Genomic DNA, 19,947 nt, shown 5'->3' with positions numbered 1-19,947 from the left:
TCACACAATCGGACGGATGCCCTGCACGTCAGCGGGTGCGGCTCGCCAGGGCCCCATCGAGGAACTCCAGGTGCGCGGGCTTCACGGTCACAGCATCGCCGGCGTATTCGGGATGCTTGGCGAGGAATTTCTTAATGAAGGGGCAGACAGGAACAATGCCCACGCCCGCCCTGACCGTCTCGTCCAGGGCAACGGTGGCGAGCTGGCCCGCCAGGCCCTGCCCGCCGTATTCCTCATTGATCACCGTGTGGTAGAAAATCCGCTCCGGCGAGGCGCCGCCGTCGTACTCCTTGTACGCCGCCTTGCCAATAACATTGCCGGCGTCGAGGATCTCGAAGCGGTCGCGGTCGGGGTTATGGCGGACGGTGATGTCACTCAAGGGGATCTCCTTCGATGCGGTGTGTCCTTCAGCCTAACCTCAGCCGAAGGGCATCTATTTCCGCACCCGTCCCTTACCGGACATCACCGCCCGCCCGCCTGCGGCGGCGCCTGGCCCGTTCCGGCCTAGCTCAGGTAGCCGTTCGGGTTGAGGACGTACTTGGTGGCCGCACCTGCGTCGAACTCCGCGTAGCCCTGGGGCGCCTCTTCAAGCGTGATGGCCTTGGCGTTCACGTTCTTGGCGATGTGCACCTTGTCGTTCAGGATGGCCATCATCAGCTGCCGGTTGTACTTCATCACGGGGCACTGGCCCGTGGTGAAGCTCAGCGACTTCGCCCAACCGGTACCCAGGCTCAGGCTCAGGGCACCCTTCTTGGCTGCCTCGTCGACGCCGCCCGGATCGCCCGTCACATACAGCCCCGGGATGCCCAGCGCACCGCCGGCAGCGGTGATGTCCATCAGCGAGTTCAACACCGTGGCCGGAGCCTCCTCGGCGTCCTTGCCGTGTCCGTGGCCGCGCGCCTCGAAGCCCACCGCGTCCACGCCGCAGTCCACTTCCGGCACACCCAGGATCTGCTCGATCTGCTCCGCCGGTCCCCCCTTGGTGAGGTCCACCGTTTCGCAGCCAAAGCTGCGCGCCCGCGCCAGCCTGTCCTCGTTCAGGTCGCCCACAATCACGACGGCGGCACCCAGCAGGTGAGCGCTGGTAGCCGCTGCCAGGCCCACGGGACCGGCCCCCGCAATGTACACCGTGGACCCAACCCCCACGCCGGCAGTCACGGCACCGTGGAATCCCGTGGGGAAGATGTCCGAGAGCATGGCCAGGTCAAGGATTTTCTCCATGGCCCGGTCCTTGTCCGGGAACTTCAGCAGGTTCCAGTCGGCGTACGGCACCAGCACGTAATTGGCCTGGCCGCCCACCCAGCCGCCCATGTCCACGTATCCGTAGGCGCTGCCCGGACGGTCCGGGTTCACGTTCAGGCAGATGCCCGTCTTGCGCTCCTTGCAGTTCCGGCAGCGGCCGCAGGCAATGTTGAACGGGACTGAACAAAGGTCCCCCACCTTGATGAATTCAACGTCGCGGCCAACTTCCACCACTTCGCCGGTGATCTCGTGCCCCAGCACCAGGTCCGGCGGTGCGGTGGTGCGGCCGCGCACCATGTGCTGGTCCGAGCCACAGATGTTGGTGGCCACAGTCTTCAGGATCACGCCATGGTTGACGGCGCGTCCGACGTTTGCCGGGTTGACCCCCGGCCCGTCCTTCAGTTCGAACGTGGGGTAGTCGATGTCAATCAGTTCGACTTTCCCGGGGCCCTTGTAGGCAACGGCTTTGTTCCCTGTCATCTTTTTCTCCTGTTATCCCACGGTTCACCCGGTAGGGCGGCCGTGATTCATGAGTGGTGATGCACACCCCGCCGGACCGGCACCGTCCAGCATCTGCTGATGGCTGGGGAATCAGTTGCCGGAGAGCATCCTCGAGTGGGGTGCGCCCAGTCTAAGCACGGACAGCCGCCATAGCTAGAGGTAGTAAGCCCGGCTGACTACCCGTTTATGAATTGGGGGTTAGACCAAGTACCCGCTGGAACCAATGACTTCCGCGGCTAACCCTTGTAGTCTCGGCACGGAGGACGATCCAATGTCCCGACACTGACGTAAACCAAGGAGCGGACATGCCTGCCAACGAGGACGAAATGCAGATCCTGGACCAATGGAGCAACCGGCTGGCCCAGGCGCTACAGATCCTGGACCTGAAGGTGGACCATAATCTGCTCCTGGACCTGGCCCGCAAGTCTGCCGACTCCGTGACGCATGCCGCGGCCCCCATCACCACCTTCATGGTGGGGTATGCCGCGGGCCTGGAAGCCGGCACGGGCAGTGCCGGTACCAAGGAGGCATCAACGGCCTCCATAGAAAAAGCGGCGGACGTGGCCTTCCAGCTGTGCGAGGACGGGCAGGACGGCGGTCCGGCCAGCAAGGGCTGGGCGGACACAGCCCAGTAGCGGCCCTGGCCCGCAAACGCGGTGCTGGCCCGCGCCGCTATGCGGGCGGGGGCCGCTCGTGCGGGCGCGGGCCGCTCGTGCGGGCCAGGCACCCTACGCCGTGGCGGGCGCGGGCCGCTCGTGTTAGCCAGGCACCCTAGGCCGTGGCGGGCGAAGGTTCAGTAACAGGCTCCAGCCTTACGATCACGGCTTTGGAGACCGGCGTCTGGCTGCCTTCCGCCACACTCTCCAGCGGCACCAGGACATTCGCTTCCGGATAGTAGGCGGCCGCGCATCCCCGCGCTGACGGATAGGACACCAGGCGGTAGTTCCGCAGGACCCGCTCCACGTTGTCCGGATACACCCCGCGCACGTCCACGTGCTGCCCGTCTTCAAGCCCCAGCTCGGCCAGGTCCTCCGGATTCACGAACACCACCTCGCGGCCCTTCTTGATCCCCCGGTACCGGTCATTGTGGCCGTAGATGGTGGTGTTGAACTGGTCGTGCGAGCGCATGCTCTGCAGTATCAGGGTGCCGGCCGGACGCTCCACATGTACCAGTTCGTTGACGGTGAGCATGGCCTTGCCGGTGGGGGTGTTGAACGTGCGGGAATCGCGGGGGCCGTTGGGCAGGACAAAGCCGCCTTCCTGCCGGATCTTCCGGTTGTAGTCCTCGCAGCCCACCACCACGTGGGAGATATGCTCGCGGATCAGGTCGTAGTCCTTCTGGAACCCGGCCCAGTCTGCGGAAATCCTGTCTCCCAGCACACGCTGCGCCAGCTGGCAGACGATCGCCACCTCGGAGAGCAGGTGCGGGGCCACCGGTGCGACGGTGCCGTGGGAGGCGTGCACGGCACAGACCGTGTCCTCCACCGAGACGAACTGCGGGCCGGATTCCTGCAGGTCGATCTCGGTGCGGCCCAGCGTGGGCAGGATCAATGCCTCGGCGCCGGTCACGGCGTGGGAGCGGTTGAGTTTGGTTGAGATCTGGACGGAGAGGTCCGTGCCGGCCATTGCCGATTCGGCAGCCCGGGTGTCCGACATGGCGCCCACGAAGTTGCCGCCCATCGCGATGAAAACCTTGATCCCGCCGTCGCGCATCTGCCTGATGGTTTCCACCGCGTCCGCGCCGTGCTCCCGCGGCGGTTCGAAGCTGAACTCCTTGCCCAGGGCGTCCAGGAACGCCGGCGGCATCTGCTCCCAGATGCCCATGGTGCGGTCCCCCTGGACATTGCTGTGCCCGCGGATGGGTGAGGCGCCCGCGCCCGGCTTGCCGATATTGCCGCGCAGCAGCAGCAGGTTGATGATCTCCTTGATGGTGGCCACACCCTTTTTGTGCTGGGTGATGCCCATGGCCCACGTGATGATGACCTTCTCCGCGCGGAGGTAGCGGTCGGCCAGTTCGTCGATTTCCTCGGCCCGCAGGCCGGTGGCTTCCAGGACGGCTGCCTCGTCCAGTTCGGCAAGGTGCGCCCGGAGCTCCTCAAGTCCCTGGCAGTGTTCCTCGAGGAACTGGTGGTCCAGCACGGTTCCCGGGTTGGCCGCCTCGGCGTCGAGGACCCGCCGGGACACCGCCTGCAGCAGCGCCATGTCCCCGCCAATCCGGACCTGGAGGAACTGGTCGGCCAGATCGGTGCCGCGGCCGATGATGCCCTTGACCTTCTGCGGGTTCTTGTAGCGCATCAGCCCCGCCTCGGGCAGCGGGTTGACCGCCACGATGCTTGCACCGGCTTCCTTCGCCTCTTCCAGGGCCGTGAGCATCCGCGGATGGTTGGTGCCCGGGTTCTGGCCCATGATGATGATCAGGTCCGCCTTGGCGAAGTCGTCATAGGAGACCGTGGCCTTGCCCACGCCGATGGTCTGGCCCATGCCCCAGCCGGAGGACTCGTGGCACATGTTGGAGCAGTCCGGCAGGTTGTTGGTGCCGTACCCGCGGATGAACAGCTGGTAGAGGAAGGCGGCCTCGTTCGACGTGCGGCCGCTGGTGTAGAAGGCCGCCTGGTCCGGGCTGGGCAGGGAGTTCAGCTTGTCCGCGATGATCCCGAACGCCTCGTCCCAGCTGACGGGCCGGTAGCGGTCCTCCCCTGCTGGTTTGTACACCGGCTCGGTCAGGCGTCCCTGCATGCCCAACCAGTACTCGGACCGCTGCAGCAGTTCGCTGACGGGGTGCTCCTGCCAGAAGTCGGAGCCAATCACCACCGGGGTGGCCTCCCACGTCACGGCCTTGGCGCCGTTTTCGCAGAATTCGAACGTCTTGCGGTGGCCCGGGTCCGGCCACGCGCAGCTCATGCAGTCGAACCCGTCCTTCTGGTTCAGCGCCAGCAGGGTCTTCCTGGACCGTTCCAGGCCCATGTGCTTCAGAGCCGGCTGCATGGAATGGTAGACGCCCGGCACTCCCGCTGCCCATGTCTTCGGGTGGCCGCTGACTTCGATGTCGGATTCGTCGGCCTCTTCAACTTCGGGATTCTTGCGCGTCACGGCTGGTTCTCCTTGCGTTCTGCAGGCGCGGCCGTCTTCCGATGTTTCGGCGGGCCGGTTCCTTCCCCACACTTGTTCAGGGTGGCGGGGAAGTCAAGGAGGGCAGCTCCCCGCCGCGCAGGCAGCATGGGCAACGGACGACGGCGGCACGCAGCTGGCGTTAGGCTGGTTACCTTGGCTGAAGCAAGCGGCCGCAGGAACCACTCTGCGCGGAGCGCCACCATGTCCGACGATCTCGTCCTTGCCGCCCTCGCGGCCTCCTCCTTCTCCCTGCCCCACCTGCGGGACGGCCAGCTGGCCGGCATGGCAGCCCTCGCCGCGGGCCGTGACGTCCTGGCCGTCATGCCCACCGGCTATGGCAAATCCGCGATCTACCAGGTCGCGGCGCAGCACCTGCACAACACCACGGGACGTCCCGCCGTCGTGGTTTCCCCGCTCATTGCCCTGCAGGAGGACCAGCTTGAGGGGCTGGACGGGGACCTGGGTCCGGGTGCGGCAGTGGCCGTCAACTCCTCCCGCAGCGATTCCGAGGTGGAGGCGGCCTGGCAGGCGGTGGAAAGCGGCACAGCCACGTTCCTGTTCCTGGCCCCGGAGCAGCTGGCCAAGCACAAGACCGTTGACCGCATCGCAGCGCTGGGCATTTCCCTGTTTGTGGTGGACGAGGCCCACTGCGTCTCCTCCTGGGGCCACGATTTCCGCCCCGACTACCTCGGCCTGGGCCACATCCGCGAACAGCTCGGCAATCCTCCCGTGGCCGCCCTTACCGCCACCGCATCTCCCCCGGTCAGGGACGAAATCGTGGAGCGGCTGCGCATGAAGGACCCGCTGGTCCTGGTCCGCGGGTTCGACCGGCCCAACATCACGCTGGACGTCGTACGCCACCACGAGGACAAGGACAAACGCAAGGCCGTGCTGAAGCAGGTGGCCGCCCTGGCCCGTGACGGTCAGGGGCTCCTCTACGCCGCCACCCGCAAGGACACCGAAAAGTACGCCGCCAAGCTGTGCAAGGTGGGGCTGCGCGCGGAGGCCTACCACGCAGGCCGTTCGGCCGCGGATCGCGAACGCATCCACGAACAGTTCCTGGCGGACGGCCTCGACGTGGTGGTGGCCACCACCGCTTTCGGCATGGGCATCGATAAACCCAATGTGCGCTTCGTGGTCCATGCGGACATTCCGGAATCCTTGGACTCCTACTACCAGGAAATCGGCAGGGCCGGACGTGACGGGGAACCCGCGTCCGCTGTGCTCCACTACCGGTCAGAGGACCTGGGCCTGCGGAAGTTCTTTGCCACCCACACCCCCGATCCCGCCTCTCTGCTGGCTCTGCTGAAAGTTCTGAAGGCAGCGGACGGGCCCACGCCCAAGTCATCGCTGCCTGATCTCACGGGGCTTCCCGCCCGGCGCATCACCGGGCTGCTGAACCAGCTGGAGGAAACCGGCGCCGTTGCCCTGGGCAAGCGCGGCGTCCGGCTGGCCTCCACAGCCAGGCTGCCCGCCCTGGTGCGCGGCGCCGTCGAACTCGCCGAGGCCCGCCAGCGCGTTGACCAGTCCCGGCTCACCATGATGCGCGCCTATGCGGAGACGGACGGCTGCCGCCGCCTGTTCCTGCTGGGCTATTTCGGCGAGGACCTGGCGGAGGCCTGCGGCAACTGTGATGCCTGCGCTGACGCCGCCAGGCACCCCTCCCGTGACGGGGCGGACGACGGCGGCAGAGCCCCGGGTGGGCGGGCGGCGGAGCCGTTCCCGCTCCAGTCCGCCGTGGTCCACAAGGAGTGGGGGCCGGGCCTGGTGATGCGGCATGAGGACGACGTCATCACCGTCCTGTTCGAACACGAGGGCTACAAGACCCTCTCGCGCGCCGCCGTTGTGGAACACGGACTCCTGAAGCCGGCATAGGTGGGTAGGCTTTAAGGAGACTCCGACGAAAGGCCCGCAGCGTGGAAGTACCTGCTTATGTTTGGACCCTGACCATTGCCGGGATCGTGGGCCTGCTGGCCTTCGATTTCTTCTTCCATGTGCGCAAGGCCCACACGCCCTCGCTTAAGGAAGCCGCCCTCTGGTCCTCGATCTATGTGGGCATCGCCGTGCTCTTTGGACTGGGCGTGCTGCTGTTCGGGGGACCCACCATGGGCACCGAATACTTCGCCGGATACATCACGGAGAAGGCATTGTCCGTGGACAACCTCTTCGTCTTCCTGATCATCATGGCCAGCTTCCGGGTGCCCCGCGCGGACCAGCAGAAGGTGCTGCTGTTCGGCATCGTCTTTTCCCTGATCGCGCGCACGGGCTTCATCCTCCTGGGCGCTGCGCTGATCAACAGCTTCGCGTGGGTGTTCTACATCTTCGGCCTGATCCTCCTGATCACCGCCGGAAACCTGCTCAAGCCGGGCAGCCACGACGACGACTCCGAGGGCCTGGTGGTCCGGCTCGCCAAGAAGTTCCTGCCGGCGTCGGAACACTACGACGGCGACAAGCTGTTCACCGTCGAGAACGGCAAGCGCGTCCTGACCCCGATGCTCCTGGTGATGGTGGCAATCGGCGGCACGGACATCCTGTTTGCGCTGGACTCCATCCCGGCGATCTTTGGCCTGACCCAGAACGTCTTTATTGTCTTCACGGCCACGGCGTTCTCCCTGATGGGCCTGCGCCAGCTCTACTTCCTGATCGACGGACTGCTGGACCGGCTGATCTTCCTGTCCTACGGCCTCGCCGTCATCCTGGGTTTCATCGGCGTCAAACTCATCCTGCACGCCCTGCATGAGAACACCCTGCCGTTCATCAACGACGGCGAGCACGTCAGCGTGGTGGAAGTCAGCACGGGCGTTTCCCTGAGCGTCATCCTCGGCGTCCTGGTGATCACGGTGCTGGCGTCCATCTTCAGCCCCAAGGGCAAGGCCAAAAATGCCGTCTCCGGCGCCCGCCGGCACGCCGTCGAGTACCTGGACCTCAACTACGAGACGGACATGAACGAGCGGGACAAGATCTTCGCCGCGATGTGCCGCGAGGAGAACGAGATCCGGAAGCTGCCGGAGAAGTACAAGCGGCTCATCCGCAACGAGACCGAATTCCTGGACCTGCTGCGAAAAGCCCACGACGAACACGACAAAGCCCAGGTGCGGGCGGCCGCGGAGAACTGACCGTCCCACCCAACCAGGTAGCAGTAAGTGTCGTTTTGAGGGCTCGGAACGACACTTACTGCTACCCACTTTGAAGCTTGTCTGTTTGTCAGTGCCCCTTGCTACGTTTGGACCAGGGCCAGGGGATCCGCCTCCGGCCTGGCAATGACAGCCCGGCTGTCTATGGGGAGGCCCCGTGTTCTTGCTCGAAGCCGCAGTGGCCGGCGCGCCGCCGGACCTGGTGTTTTCCGCCAGCGACCTCGTGGCCGCCAGCGAGTGTGAGTACCGCACGCTCCGGATCCTTGACGAGAAGCTGGGCCGCGCCCCCAAGGCGGAGTTCCCCGCGGACGAGATGCAGGTCCGCGCCGGCGAGCTGGGCGACCGGCACGAGCAGACCGTCCTGGCCAGCCTGGTTGCACGGTACGGAGAGTGGGATGCCAGCCGCGGCGCTGGCGTCTATTCGCTCGAACGCGGCCCGAACCTGCGCGGGGACCTGCAGGCCAGGCACGCGGAGACCGAACTCGCCCTGCGGTCCGGGGCGGACGTGGTCTTCCAGGCCACCTTCTTTGACGGGGAGTTCCTGGGTTACGCGGATTTCCTGGTCAACGAGGCCGCGGGCACAGGCAGCCCGGGCCGGTACGAGGTCTGGGACACCAAACTTGCACGGCACGCCAAGGTGGGCGCCCTCCTGCAGCTTGCGGCCTACGGCGACCAGCTGCTCGGGATGGGGCTGGACCCCTCGCCGGTGGTCACCCTGGTCCTGGGGACCCGCGTGGGCGGGGACTGGCTCCGCAGCAGCCATTCCCTCCCGGACCTGTTGCCGGTGTTCCGTGAACGGCGCCGGCGCTTCCGCGAGCTGACCGCGGAGCACAGGGCAGGTGAGGCCACTGTGCAGTGGCAGCAACCGGGGATCGTCCACTGCGGCCGGTGCGACTACTGCGCCGGGCAGGTCCAGGCGCACCGGGACCTGCTGATGGTGGCGGGAATGTCCGTGGTGCAGCGGAAGAAGCTGCACGCGGCAGGCATCACCACCATTGATGAACTGGCGGCGATGCCTGCCTCGGACGCCCGGAATTCCGTGGTCCGGCTGCGGGCCCAGGCGCGGATGCAACTGGGGCTGGACGCCGTGGCGGGGTCCCGGACCTTCACCAAGGACGGCGGGCCCCACACCGTCTCGTTCACCGTCCTGCCCGACAACACCATAGGGTTGCTCCCACCGCCCAGCCCCGGGGACATCTTCTTCGACTTCGAGGGCGATCCCCTCTGGCAGGATCCCGCCACCGGAGCCTGGGGCATCGAGTACCTGTTCGGCGTGGTTGAGGCGCCGGACGCGGACCACCCCGGCGATCCTGTGTTCCGCCCGTTTTGGGCGCATTCCCGTTCCGAGGAGCGCCGCGCCTTCCTGGACTTCCTCGGGTACGTGGAAGAACGCCGCGCCCGCTTCCCGGACATGCACGTCTACCACTACGCCGCCTATGAAAAGACGGCCCTCCGCAACCTCTCGCTGGCGCACCAGGCCGGGGAGGACACCGTGGACTCCTGGCTGCGGGAAGGGCTGCTGGTGGATCTCTACGCCACGGTCCGGCAGTCGCTGCGCATCTCTGAAGCGTCCTACTCCATCAAGAAACTGGAACCGCTGTACATGGGCAGCAACCTTCGCTCGGGTGACGTCAAAGACGCCGGTGCGTCCGTGGTGGCCTACGCTGCCTACTGCGCGGCCAGGGAAGCGGGAGATCACACCGAAGCAGGCAAGGTCCTGGCGTCCATCTCCGACTACAACCAGTACGACTGCCTGTCCACGCTCCGCCTCCGGGACTGGCTGCTGGACGTCGCCGGGCAGGCCGGAGGGTTGCCGGCCCGGGAAACGAAACAGGAAACACTCCCGAAAGCGGCTCAGGAAACCGATGCGCCTCAGGAAACTGCTGAGGAAGCCACGCTGCGTGAATACCTGGCAGGCCTGCCGGAGGACCGGGCCTGGACTGACGACGAACGCGCCATCGCCATGGTGGCCGCCGCCACCGGCTACCACCGCCGGGAACGCAAGCAGTTCTGGTGGCAGCACTTCGACCGGGTCGAGGCACCGGTCGAGAACTGGGCGGACCAGCGGAACGTGTTCCTGGTGTCGTCGGCGGAGGTTGCCTCGGATTGGGCGCTGGCCAAACCCCGGGAACGGATGCGGACCCGCACCCTCCGGCTGCGCGGCACCATGACCGAAGGCTCGGATTTCCGCGCGGACTCCACCTGGTGCCGGCTCTACGACGCGCCGCCACCGGAAGGCATGGCTGCCCCGGATGCTGCGCCCGGCGCACGGGCCTTTTCGTTCGGCACGAGGATCAGCGACGTCGCCCCTGCGCCTGACAACCCGGAGCACACCATCATCACCGTTGCCGAGCGGGAGACCGGAAAGGTGGCCGCCTACCCGCATCTTCCCGTCGCCCTGACCGAGGACCAGCCGCTGGCCACCACCAGCATTGAGGCTGCCATCGCCGAGCTTGCCCGCACGGTTGGTTCCTACGTGCCGTCACTGCCGGCCCACCCCGGCCTGGACATCCTGCGGAAAAAGGCCCCGCGGTTCCGCACGCTTTCCGGGCCGGTGGAGGTGCGCCATGGCACCATGGGCCCGCCGGATTACGCCGCCTCCATCACGGCGTCCCTCCGGGATCTTGAGTATTCCTACCTGGCAGTGCAGGGTCCTCCCGGAACCGGAAAGACGTACGTGGGCGCCCACGTTATCGGCAGCCTGGTGGCTGAGGGCTGGAAAATTGGCGTGGTGGGCCAGTCGCACAACGTGGTGGAAAACCTGCTCTGCCGTGCCATCGACACGGGCGGGGTCTCCCCCTCGTCCGTGGCCAAGAAGCTCGCTGCACCACACGACGTCCCGTGGACCCGGACGGGAGACGGCGACGTCGCCCAGCTGCTCGCATCCGCCGGCGGCTGCCTTGTGGGCGGAACCGCGTGGACCATGACGGGCAAGGAGGTCCCGGCCGGCTCGCTGGACCTCCTGGTGGTTGACGAGGCCGGACAGTTTTCGCTGGCCAACACCCTTGCCGTTGCGCGGGCGGCCAAGCGGCTCCTCCTGCTCGGTGATCCGCAGCAGCTCCCCCAAGTCACCCAGGGCGCCCACCCGGAGCCGGTGGATGAATCGGCGCTGGGCTGGCTTGCCGCGGGGCACGCCACCCTGCCCGCGAGCCTTGGCTACTTCCTGGCAGACAGCTGGCGGATGCATCCGGACCTGTGCCGTGCGGTGTCACGGCTCAGCTACGAAGGAAAGCTGCAGTCCGCACCGGCGGCTTCGCTGCGCAGCCTCGAGGAGCTGCCGCCCGGCGTCGAGACCGTGTTCGTGGAGCACTCCGGCAATACCACGGCATCCGTGGAGGAGGCCGCTGAGGTGGTTCGTCAGGCGAAGCGGCACCTGGGACTGAAGTGGAAGCCTGGTGCCGAGAATGAGTTCCGGCCCCTCGGTCAGCAGGACATTTTGGTGGTGGCCGCCTACAACGCCCAGGTCCACCTGGTCCGCAAGGCACTGGAGGAAGCCGGCCTGCCGCAGGTCAGGGTGGGCACGGTGGACAAGTTCCAGGGGCAGGAAGCACCCGTGGTACTGGTGTCCATGGCGTGCTCGGCCGTGGCTGAAGCACCGCGGGGAGCAGAGTTCCTGCTGAACAGGAACCGGATCAATGTTGCCGTCTCACGGGGGCAGTGGCGGGCAGTGATCATCCGCTCCCCTGAGCTCACCAGCTACATGCCGCACCGGCCCGCGGCCTTGGAGGAGCTGGGCGCGTTCCTGGGCCTTAGCCCCCGCCCCTGACAGGAGATGCCGGTCAGTGGGCCCTGAACCCGCGGAAGTTGCCCTGCGCTGCTGAGAAAGAGTCATCAACCCTCTCCACCCGGCCGGGGGTGTTCCGGGACTTCAGCCAGTCGAGAAGCGCCCGGACCTGCGGCTCGGAGCCTTCGGCAACGACGGCGACCGAACCGTCACTGAGATTCCTCGCTTCGCCGGCCAGGCCCAGTTCCTCCGCCTTGCCCATGGTCCGGAAGCGGAAGCCCACTCCCTGCACGATGCCGAAAACGCGCGCCTCCAGCCGGACCGTGCCCGCCACAGCGTCATTGTCCGGGGCATCAGGCGCCCCGGATGGCGGCCCTGCGTGCCTCGCCATGGTGCCTCCCCTAAATCAGCGCCCCCCTGCCCAACTAGGTAGCAGCAGGTGTCGTTCTGGGCCGGCGGTTTCAGGCGGTTATCGCAACAGGAAGGTTCTGATCATCTCATTGGGGGTGCAGAAATCGAATCGCTGGCGGGGTCTGTTGTTGACTTCGTGGGCGACGTAGTCGAGGTCGGTTTGGCTGTAGACGCTCAGGTCGGTGGCCTTGGGGAAGTACTGGCGCAGCAGCCCGTTCATGTTCTCGTTCGAGCCGCGCTGCCAGGGTGAGTGCGGATCGCAGAAGTAGATATCAATATCGGCTGCGATCTTCACTTCCTTGTGGCGGCGCATTTCGGTGCCCTGGTCCCAGGTCAGCGACTGGCGCAGGTGGTCCGGGAGGGCACCCATTTTGTCGATCAGTCCGTCCCTCACGGCTTCAACCCGGTTCACACCCTGCTGGATGTGGATCAGCATCAGGAACCCTGTGGTCCGTTCAACTATGGTGGCGATGCTGCTCTTGCCGTCCTTGCCCAGGATGAGGTCCCCTTCCCAGTGGCCAGGAACGGCGCGGTCCTGGACCTCGGCGGGACGGTCGGCGATCATGACCATGTCCTGGATCCGGCCGCGGCGTTCGTTGGGCCTGCGCTGGGGCTTGCGCAGGGTCCGGCCGGTGCGCAGGTTCTTGGCCAGCTCGCGCTTGAGCGCGCCGCGGGACTCCACGTAGAGGGACTGGTAGATCGTTTCGTGCGACACCCACATCTCCGGGTTATTCGGATGATCCTTGCGGAGCCTACCTGCGATCTGCTGCGGGGATGACCGTGCCTTGAGCCCGTCCTGGACCTCGCCGCGCAGCTTCGCGTTAGTCACGAGCTTAGCTACCTTCGGTCGAGCGGCGCGTTCATGGGCCCGGGCATGGGCGGTGGTGGCCCGGTAGGAGGAGGGCCGGTCCGCGTTACGGCGCAGCTCCCGCGACACTGTCGAGGGCGCCCGGCCCAGCCGGCGGGCCATCTCCCGGACAGTCAGTCTCTGAGCGCGCATGACGGCTATCTCCTCACGCTCACGAAACGTCAGAGACCGTCCGGTCAGGGCACGGCCACGGCGTGGCCGGACCCCACCTGCGGAACGGAGCTCGTTCCGGACAGTGGTGACCGACCACCCGACCGCAGCACCGGCATCAACGTACCGACCGCCGTCGGCCACCTGCTGCCAAAACTTCTGAACAACCTCAGCCACTAATCGATTCGAAAACACCGCCATGGAAATCAACACCCCTCAATAGTCAGGTGTTGCGATCACCGCATGAAGCCAAGCCGCCAAAACGACATCAGCTGCTACCTGGTTGGGCGGAAGGACAACCCGTTAGTTGATGGTGATGTCGCGGGTGCTGTGGTTGTAGCGGATGGTAACGGTGCCGCCGGCGTGGTGCAGTTCGTGGTTGGGACCGTCGAACGCGCCGAAAGCGCCATAGTTCTCATCCCAGGACCGGTTGAGGGCGATCTTGAAGGTGTAGAAACCGGCAGGCAGTTCGGCGCTCTTCTTCCAGATCTGGTCCAGGAAGTCGAACTCCATCTGGGCTTCGTCGTACTGCGGCGCCCAGTTCTCGGGAGCACCCAGGATGGTATTGAAGTCGCCGGCTACAGCCACGGCCTCAGGCTGGGGGTGCGTCTCCACGTCCGGGCCTTCAAAGGACTCTGCGAGTGCGGGTGCGGCAGCTTCCTCAGTTTTGGCCGGAGCCTTGCCCTTGCGGACAGCCTTCACCACGGGTTCGACGGCGTCCTCGAGTACCTTGGCTGCCTTGCCAACGGCGGCGGCAGCCTTCTTGGCAGGCGTCTTCTTGGTGGCCTTCTTGGTGTCCGTGGCGGCAACTGCCGTTTCGGGAACCGCGGTGGTCTTTCGGACGAAGCCCTCGGGAGCGGTGGGAACCTGGACATCCGCGGGGATGGGCGTGCCGGCGTCGAGGGCGCTGGCGAAGGAGACAGCGTCCGGGAAGGCAACCGTGGCGCGCATGCCTTCGTCAGTGATGGTCCAGCCGGAGCGGCCCTTGACCAGCCAGCCGGCCTTGACCAGCTTTGCGGTGGCCGAGGTGAGCGTCTTGTGGCCGCGGGGAATGCCGCCGCTGAGCAGCTCGGCCTCATGCTCGTTGAACGGCACCCGGGCCGTTGCCTCGGCGAGGACCTGGCCCGCGTTCAGTGCATCGCCGGACCACACACCTTCGGTCAGGACATCCAGCACGGTCTTGAGTCGAAGGAAGGTGTTTTCTGCGGTGGACTTGGCCATGATTCCCCTTTATAAAAGCGATCGGTCTTAGGCATCTTGCCAACTGCCCGTTAAATCGCGCGACTTGAAATGGTTAACACTGCGTGTCGTGACCGACTATTAAGCGGACGTCCCAACAAGTGAGGCTGAGGTCTCGGGAAACGGGCTGGCTGCACAACCCTTGAGCGCTGACATGGGTGCCGCACTGCACTTCCCAGACACGCCTGCGGCACCCAGTTTAGCGGTATGACGGCACTGCTGTTGCATCGGACACGTTACGCGTGCGCCACGTCCCCGCCATTCAGTTCGTCGAGCAGCTCGGCCTTCCGCTCCTCGGAGGCAAACGACGAGTGGATGGAGTTCGCGGCGAGCCTGGCCTTGTCGAAGTCGGAGAGCTCGAAGACCGCCCCAAGCTGGGCAAAATTGTCATCCACATAACCGCCAAAGTAGGCCGGATCATCGGAGTTCACGGACACGTTCAGGCCGGCCGCCAGCATGGCGGGAAGGGGATGGTCTGCCAGGGTGTCCACCGCCCGGAGCCGGACGTTGGAGAGCGGGCACACCGTCAGCGGGACGCGCTCATCCACAAGGCGCTCCACCAAATCCGGATCGTCCATGCAGTGGATGCCGTGGTCGATCCGCTCCACGCCCAGGATGTCCAGGGCCTCGATTATGTACGACGCCGGCCCCTCCTCCCCCGCGTGGGCGGTCAGCCGCAGCCCTGCCTCGCGGGCTTTTGCATAGAGCCGCTCGAACTTGGACGGCGGGTTCCCCACCTCGGCAGAATCCAAACCGATGGCAGCAATTGGAGCGTTCATGGCCAGCAGGCCGTCCAGGACCTCCAGCGCGGATTCCTCGGAGAGGTCCCGCAGGAAGGCCGCGATCAGCAACGTGGAGATCCCGAACTCCTCCTGCGAGGTGGCCAGGACGGACGCAACTCCGTTGACGCACGTTTCCAGCGGGATGCCCCGCGAGAGGTGCGCCTGCGGGTCCATCATGATCTCGGCATGCCGCACCCCTGCGGCAGCGGCCCGCTCAAGGTAGGCGCGGGTCATGTCGGCGAAGTCCTGCTCCGTCTGCAGCACGGCCATGTTGGCGTAGTACAGGTCGAGGAATGACTGCAGGTCCGTGAACTCGTACCTTTCTCGGAGCTCGTCGAGGCCTGCATACGGGAGCGCGATGCCGTTCCGCTCCGCGAGCGCGAAGATCAGCTCCGGCTGGAGGGTTCCCTCAATGTGCAGGTGCAGCTCGGCCACCGGAAGGATCCTGGCGGGGACTTCCAGCTCTGCTGCGTCCAATTCTGTTTCGGGCACGGCAGTGCCGCCGGCAAAGTTATCCATCGGGTCAGGATAATGCCCCGCGCCGGAATCACCACTAGAGTCGGACCAATGCAGAACGCTAAGCACGCTGATGACCTGCAGTACCCGGTTCCGGCCCCCGCCACCGACGGCTTTGTCCGGGTTCGGGGAGCCCGCGAAAACAATCTTCGCAACGTGGATGTGGACGTCCCCCGCGATGCGATCGTGGCGTTCACGGGCGTCTCCGGGTCCGGCAAGTCCTCCTTGGCGTTCGGTACCATCTATGCCGAGGCCCAGCGGCGCTACTTCGAATCAGTCGCCCCGTACGCCCGCCGCCTGATCCAGCAGGGGCACAACCCCAAGGTGGAGATGATCAGCGGGCTTCCGCCCGCCGTCGCCCTTCAACAGCGCCGCGGCGCTCCCAGCAGCCGGTCCACGGTGGGAACCGTCACCACGCTTTCCAACTCCCTCCGCATGCTGTTCTCCCGGGCGGGCACGTACCCGGCCGGCAGCACGCAGCTGGACTCGGATGCCTTCTCCCCCAACACCGCTGCCGGCGCCTGCCGGGAATGCCACGGCCTGGGCGTCGCGCACACCGTGACAGAGTCCTCGCTGGTCCCGGATCCGTCCCTGAGCATCCGCGACGGCGCCATCGCTGCCTGGCCGGGCGCCTGGCAGGGGAAGAACCTGCGGGACATCCTCACCCACCTGGGCTACGACGTCGACGTGCCGTGGCGCAAGCTGCCCAAAAAACACCGTGACTGGATCCTCTTCACCGAGGAACAGCCCGTGGTGGAAGTGACACCGCAGAGGGACCGCGTGGCCAAACCGTACAAGGGGCGTTTCTGGAGCGCCAGGAGCTATGTCCTCCATACGCTGGCCGATTCGCAGAGCGCCTCCATGCGTGAACGCGTACTGGCCTACATGGAGTCCGGGCCGTGCCCCCGCTGTTCCGGGACGGGGCTGATGCCCGAGGCCTTGGCCGTCACGTTTGCGGGCAGGACCATCGCGGAACTCAATGGGCTCCCCATGGTGGAACTCGCCGAGGTTGTCCGGCCCACCGCGGTATTGGACGACGCCGGCACGGCCTCCCGCACGCAGCTTTCCGGAGAGTCCAATGAGGTGGCGGTGGCCATCACCCGGGACCTGCTCCAGCGCATCACGGTCCTGCTGGACCTCGGGCTCGGCTACCTGGCGCTCGGCCGGGCAACCCCCACCCTGTCGCCGGGCGAGATGCAGCGGCTAAGGATTGCCACCCAGCTGCGCTCCGGCCTGTTCGGGGTGATCTACGTGCTGGATGAGCCGTCCGCCGGGCTTCATCCGGCCGACGCCGAGCCGCTGCTGGAGGTGCTGGAGCAGCTGAAGTCCTCCGGCAACTCGGTGTTCGTGGTGGAGCACAACATGGATGTGGTCCGCAGGGCGGACTGGCTGGTCGACGTGGGCCCCCGCGCCGGCGAAGGCGGCGGCGAGGTGCTCTACAGCGGGCCGGTTGACGGCCTCGCCGCGGTTGAGGAATCCGTCACCAGGCCGTTCCTGTTCGACGACGGCGCATCCGTCCCGGGCGGCGGTTACCGTGACGGCGGGGCCAGGGAACCGGAGGAGTGGCTGGAGCTGAAGGACATCACCCGGCACAACCTGCGCGGGCTGGATGCCGAGTTCCCCCTGGGCGTGCTGACGGCTGTCACGGGGGTGTCAGGCTCCGGCAAGTCCACGCTGGTGAGCAAGGTCCTGGGCGAGGCTGTCGGCTCCGGGCTCAGGACCCCCGTGGAACAGGACGGCTCTGCGGAGCCCCTGGAGCTGGGAAGCGTCCTGGGCGGCCACCGCATTGACCGCCTGGTGACGGTGGACCAGAAGCCCATCGGCCGGACCCCGCGGTCCAACCTGGCCACCTATACCGGGCTGTTCGACGCCGTCCGGAAGGAATTCGCCGCCACTGAGCAGGCCAGGGCCCGCGGCTTCGGCGCCGGGAGGTTCTCCTTCAACGTGGCGGGCGGTCGCTGCGAAACCTGCCAGGGCGAGGGGTTCGTCGCCGTCGAGCTGCTTTTCCTGCCCGGCAGCTACGGCCCGTGCCCGGAGTGCGCCGGGTCCCGCTACAACCCTGAGACCCTTGAGGTGCAGTATCGCGGGCAGAACATCGCCGAGGTCCTGGCCATGACCGTGGACACCGCATCCGGGTTCCTGGCCGCCGTGCCCGCCGCGGCCAGGAGCCTCAAGAGCCTGCGGGATGTCGGCCTGGGCTACCTGCGGCTGGGACAGCCGGCCACGGAGCTCTCGGGCGGGGAAGCGCAGCGCATCAAGCTGGCCACGGAGCTGCAAAGGGCACAGCGCGGGCACAGCCTCTACCTCCTGGATGAGCCCACTACCGGCCTGCACCCCGCCGATGTGCAGCTCCTGATGGCCCAGCTCCATGGCTTGGTGGACGCCGGCAACTCGGTGGTGGTTGTTGAACACGACATGGCCGTGGTTGCCGGCGCCGACTGGGTCATTGACCTCGGCCCGTCAGGAGGGGACAAAGGGGGCCTGATCATGGCAACCGGGACGCCTGCCGCCGTCGCCCGTTCCACCGAAAGCCGCACCGCCGCGTACCTCGCAACCGCCCTCGGTCAGGGAACCACCAGCTAACGCCCAGAAACATCTCGATTTGATAACGCCGGTGCAATGTCCTAGCGTGAAAAGCATGCCCGCTGCTGGCGGGCCCATGAATGCCCGGTGCTGCCTTCACCACAACTGCCCAGCAGGCAGCTACCGACATGACCTCTATTCGTCAGGGGCGGGCAGTGGCGCGATGATCTCCGGGGACGGAAGCAGCGCAGGTGGCCTTCAGGAGCATCACCCATCATGAAAAACACCAAATTCCGCACTGCCGCACGCCGCGGAGCCACCGTAGCCGCCATCTCCGCGGCAGGACTGGCCCTCTCAGCCACGGCGGCAAACGCCACCACCAGCACCTCCACGTGGGATGCCCTGGCACAGTGCGAGAGCGGCGGCAACTGGTCCATCAACACCGGCAACGGCTACTCCGGCGGCCTGCAGTTCAGCCCCACCACCTGGGCTGCCTACGGCGGCACGGGTTCCGCCGCTGACGCCAGCCGGGAGCAGCAGATCGCCGTAGCCGAGCAGGTCCAGGCCTCGCAGGGCTGGGGAGCCTGGCCCTCCTGCTCCGCCCAGCTGGGCCTGAGCGGCAGCGGCACCGGCGTTGCGCCGCAGTCCGTGCCGGTCCAGAGCGCACCAGTACAGGCGGCTCCGGCGCAGGCCGCACCGGTGCAGCAGAGCGTGCCCGCCGAGCAGGCAGCCCCGGTTGCAAAGCACGTGACGGCCGTGGCCCTGAGCGGAGAGACCTACACGCTGCAGGCCGGCGACACGTTGAGCATCGTGGCGGAGAAGCTGGGGATCGAGGGCGGCTGGCAGCATCTTGCCGACGCCAACCTTGACACCATTGCGGACCCCAACGTTGTGTTCGAGGGACAGGTCATCCAGCTTCCGGCCTAGTGGCTGTTGAGGCAGCTGCCCTTCGGGGCACCAAGATCAGGTCGGCGATAGACAAATTCCGTTGACCAAATACGACGTCGGCACACCCCCACGAGGGGATGTGCCGGCGTCGTTTTTTAACGCTTGTAGAGCCGCAGCCCGGACGGGGCGCTATGCGGCGGCGGGGAGTTCCCGGACGATCCGCACCTTCCAGGCTGAATCGTCGCTGGTGTCCAGCAGGGCGACTGTGCCGTGGGCGAGGTTAAGGGCGACGCGCTTGGCAGCGAGCAGCTCAAGGTAGAGGTGCTCGTTCATCCTTGCGGGGGTATCGATCATGTACTTCACGGCGTCGCGGACCTTGCGGTAATTCGCGCTGCTTTCGCGGTGCTTGTGCAGCTCCAGTGCAGAGCGCTGCTTCAGCCGCGGCTCGTGCCGGTTCAGCCAGGTGACGGCGGCGTGGACGGCAACCACGAGGGTGAGCGAAACGCCGTAGATCCACCACCCGCTCGAGAGCAGGAACAGCGGCAGGTTTCCAATGGCCACGATGGCGATCACAATGCGGAGCGCGGCGATGCGGCGCATTGTGAGGGCGACCGCGGCCATGCCGTCGCGGAAGCGGTGCTGTTCCTTGCGGGCGGCGGCGGGATCAATGGTGAACTCGTCAAGGACGAGGATGCCCTTTGCTTCCGGGCCCAGCATCTGCCCGTAGCGGGGCAGGGCGGGGGTGGTTGCGGTGGTTTTTTCAGGTGTTGATGTCATGAGGGAGCTTCCATAACGCTGGGGTGGTTGGGGTGATCTTAGTGGGTGGAGAGCACCGTCGTATGCATAGGTCCACTATGT

General features: G+C 66.4%; 14 protein-coding genes. 6 read left to right on the top strand and 8 right to left on the bottom strand.

Annotation, left to right across the window (positions count from 1 at the left end):
• Positions 1-28: 28 nt before the first annotated feature.
• Together AC4BCK_RS04975 and fdhA are read right to left on the bottom strand one after the other, a co-directional pair.
• Positions 29-379, bottom strand: a complete 351-nt coding sequence (locus AC4BCK_RS04975) for a GNAT family N-acetyltransferase (protein WP_174175884.1) — start codon at positions 377-379, stop codon at positions 29-31.
• A 125-nt stretch (positions 380-504) separates the two neighbouring features.
• Complete coding sequence (fdhA, locus tag AC4BCK_RS04970; protein WP_174175886.1) at positions 505-1,722, bottom strand: formaldehyde dehydrogenase, glutathione-independent; 1,218 nt, start codon at positions 1,720-1,722, stop codon at positions 505-507.
• Positions 1,723-2,048: 326 nt separating this feature from the next.
• On the opposite strand from fdhA, the gene AC4BCK_RS04965 reads away from it, so the two are divergent.
• Positions 2,049-2,378: a DUF6457 domain-containing protein gene (locus AC4BCK_RS04965; protein WP_364272076.1), complete on the top strand. Its 330-nt coding sequence runs from the start codon at positions 2,049-2,051 to the stop codon at positions 2,376-2,378.
• 136 nt (positions 2,379-2,514) lie between these two features.
• On the opposite strand, the gene AC4BCK_RS04960 is transcribed toward AC4BCK_RS04965, so the two are convergent.
• A complete protein-coding gene (locus tag AC4BCK_RS04960; RefSeq protein WP_490566657.1) occupies positions 2,515-4,833 on the bottom strand; it encodes an FdhF/YdeP family oxidoreductase in 2,319 nt (772 codons plus the stop codon).
• Positions 4,834-5,055: 222 nt separating this feature from the next.
• On the opposite strand from AC4BCK_RS04960, the gene AC4BCK_RS04955 reads away from it, so the two are divergent.
• The 3 genes from AC4BCK_RS04955 to AC4BCK_RS04945 all read left to right on the top strand — a co-directional run bounded on the left by AC4BCK_RS04955 (position 5,056) and on the right by AC4BCK_RS04945 (position 11,754).
• On the top strand, positions 5,056-6,729 hold the full coding sequence (locus tag AC4BCK_RS04955) for a RecQ family ATP-dependent DNA helicase (RefSeq protein ID WP_490566896.1): 1,674 nt from the start codon (positions 5,056-5,058) through the stop codon (positions 6,727-6,729).
• 41 nt (positions 6,730-6,770) lie between these two features.
• Entirely contained in the window at positions 6,771-7,970 is a 1,200-nt protein-coding gene (locus AC4BCK_RS04950) for a TerC family protein (RefSeq protein WP_174175892.1), read from the top strand.
• Between the two features lie 175 nt (positions 7,971-8,145).
• Positions 8,146-11,754 (top strand): TM0106 family RecB-like putative nuclease, encoded by a 3,609-nt coding sequence (locus AC4BCK_RS04945; RefSeq protein WP_490566656.1) that lies wholly within the window; start codon positions 8,146-8,148, stop codon positions 11,752-11,754.
• 13 nt (positions 11,755-11,767) lie between these two features.
• On the opposite strand, the gene AC4BCK_RS04940 is transcribed toward AC4BCK_RS04945, so the two are convergent.
• From AC4BCK_RS04940 to AC4BCK_RS04925, 4 genes are all read right to left on the bottom strand, one after another.
• Entirely contained in the window at positions 11,768-12,103 is a 336-nt protein-coding gene (locus AC4BCK_RS04940) for an acylphosphatase (RefSeq protein WP_364319431.1), read from the bottom strand.
• A 78-nt stretch (positions 12,104-12,181) separates the two neighbouring features.
• Positions 12,182-13,342 carry an IS30 family transposase gene (locus tag AC4BCK_RS04935; protein WP_435875213.1) on the bottom strand — a complete coding sequence of 387 codons (1,161 nt, stop codon included), beginning with the start codon at positions 13,340-13,342 and terminating at the stop codon, positions 12,182-12,184.
• Positions 13,343-13,444: 102 nt separating this feature from the next.
• Positions 13,445-14,362, bottom strand: coding sequence for a pullulanase X25 domain-containing protein (locus tag AC4BCK_RS04930; protein ID WP_251423740.1), 918 nt, complete (start codon positions 14,360-14,362; stop codon positions 13,445-13,447).
• Positions 14,363-14,616: 254 nt separating this feature from the next.
• Positions 14,617-15,681, bottom strand: coding sequence for an adenosine deaminase (locus AC4BCK_RS04925; RefSeq protein ID WP_490566655.1), 1,065 nt, complete (start codon positions 15,679-15,681; stop codon positions 14,617-14,619).
• A gap of 48 nt (positions 15,682-15,729) precedes the next feature.
• Here AC4BCK_RS04925 and uvrA point away from each other — a divergent pair, with 48 nt between their 5' ends.
• Both uvrA and AC4BCK_RS04915 read left to right on the top strand, forming a co-directional pair.
• Entirely contained in the window at positions 15,730-18,261 is a 2,532-nt protein-coding gene (gene uvrA / locus AC4BCK_RS04920; protein WP_490566654.1) for an excinuclease ABC subunit UvrA, read from the top strand.
• A 216-nt stretch (positions 18,262-18,477) separates the two neighbouring features.
• Positions 18,478-19,128, top strand: coding sequence for a LysM peptidoglycan-binding domain-containing protein (locus AC4BCK_RS04915; RefSeq protein WP_174175904.1), 651 nt, complete (start codon positions 18,478-18,480; stop codon positions 19,126-19,128).
• A 150-nt stretch (positions 19,129-19,278) separates the two neighbouring features.
• On the opposite strand, the gene AC4BCK_RS04910 is transcribed toward AC4BCK_RS04915, so the two are convergent.
• Positions 19,279-19,866 carry a hypothetical protein gene (locus AC4BCK_RS04910; RefSeq protein ID WP_174175906.1) on the bottom strand — a complete coding sequence of 196 codons (588 nt, stop codon included), beginning with the start codon at positions 19,864-19,866 and terminating at the stop codon, positions 19,279-19,281.
• Positions 19,867-19,947 lie beyond the last annotated feature (81 nt).

The organism is Pseudarthrobacter sp. As-47 (assembly GCF_058215595.1).
Note: the sequence above shows the minus strand (reverse complement) of the source record. Positions and strands in the feature narration are given on the sequence as shown.

Excerpts from the sequence above, each read along its gene's own strand:
- fdhA (WP_174175886.1), bottom strand. The coding sequence starts at position 1,722 with ATGACAGGGAACAAAGCCGTTGCCTACAAGGGCCCCGGGAAAGTCGAA.
- AC4BCK_RS04965 (WP_364272076.1), top strand. The coding sequence starts at position 2,049 with ATGCCTGCCAACGAGGACGAAATGCAGATCCTGGACCAATGGAGCAAC.
- AC4BCK_RS04955 (WP_490566896.1), top strand. The coding sequence starts at position 5,056 with ATGTCCGACGATCTCGTCCTTGCCGCCCTCGCGGCCTCCTCCTTCTCC.
- AC4BCK_RS04940 (WP_364319431.1), bottom strand. The coding sequence starts at position 12,103 with ATGGCGAGGCACGCAGGGCCGCCATCCGGGGCGCCTGATGCCCCGGAC.
- AC4BCK_RS04935 (WP_435875213.1), bottom strand. The coding sequence starts at position 13,342 with ATGGCGGTGTTTTCGAATCGATTAGTGGCTGAGGTTGTTCAGAAGTTT.
- AC4BCK_RS04930 (WP_251423740.1), bottom strand. The coding sequence starts at position 14,362 with ATGGCCAAGTCCACCGCAGAAAACACCTTCCTTCGACTCAAGACCGTG.
- AC4BCK_RS04925 (WP_490566655.1), bottom strand. The coding sequence starts at position 15,681 with ATGGATAACTTTGCCGGCGGCACTGCCGTGCCCGAAACAGAATTGGAC.
- uvrA (WP_490566654.1), top strand. The coding sequence starts at position 15,730 with ATGCAGAACGCTAAGCACGCTGATGACCTGCAGTACCCGGTTCCGGCC.
- AC4BCK_RS04915 (WP_174175904.1), top strand. The coding sequence starts at position 18,478 with ATGAAAAACACCAAATTCCGCACTGCCGCACGCCGCGGAGCCACCGTA.
- AC4BCK_RS04910 (WP_174175906.1), bottom strand. The coding sequence starts at position 19,866 with ATGACATCAACACCTGAAAAAACCACCGCAACCACCCCCGCCCTGCCC.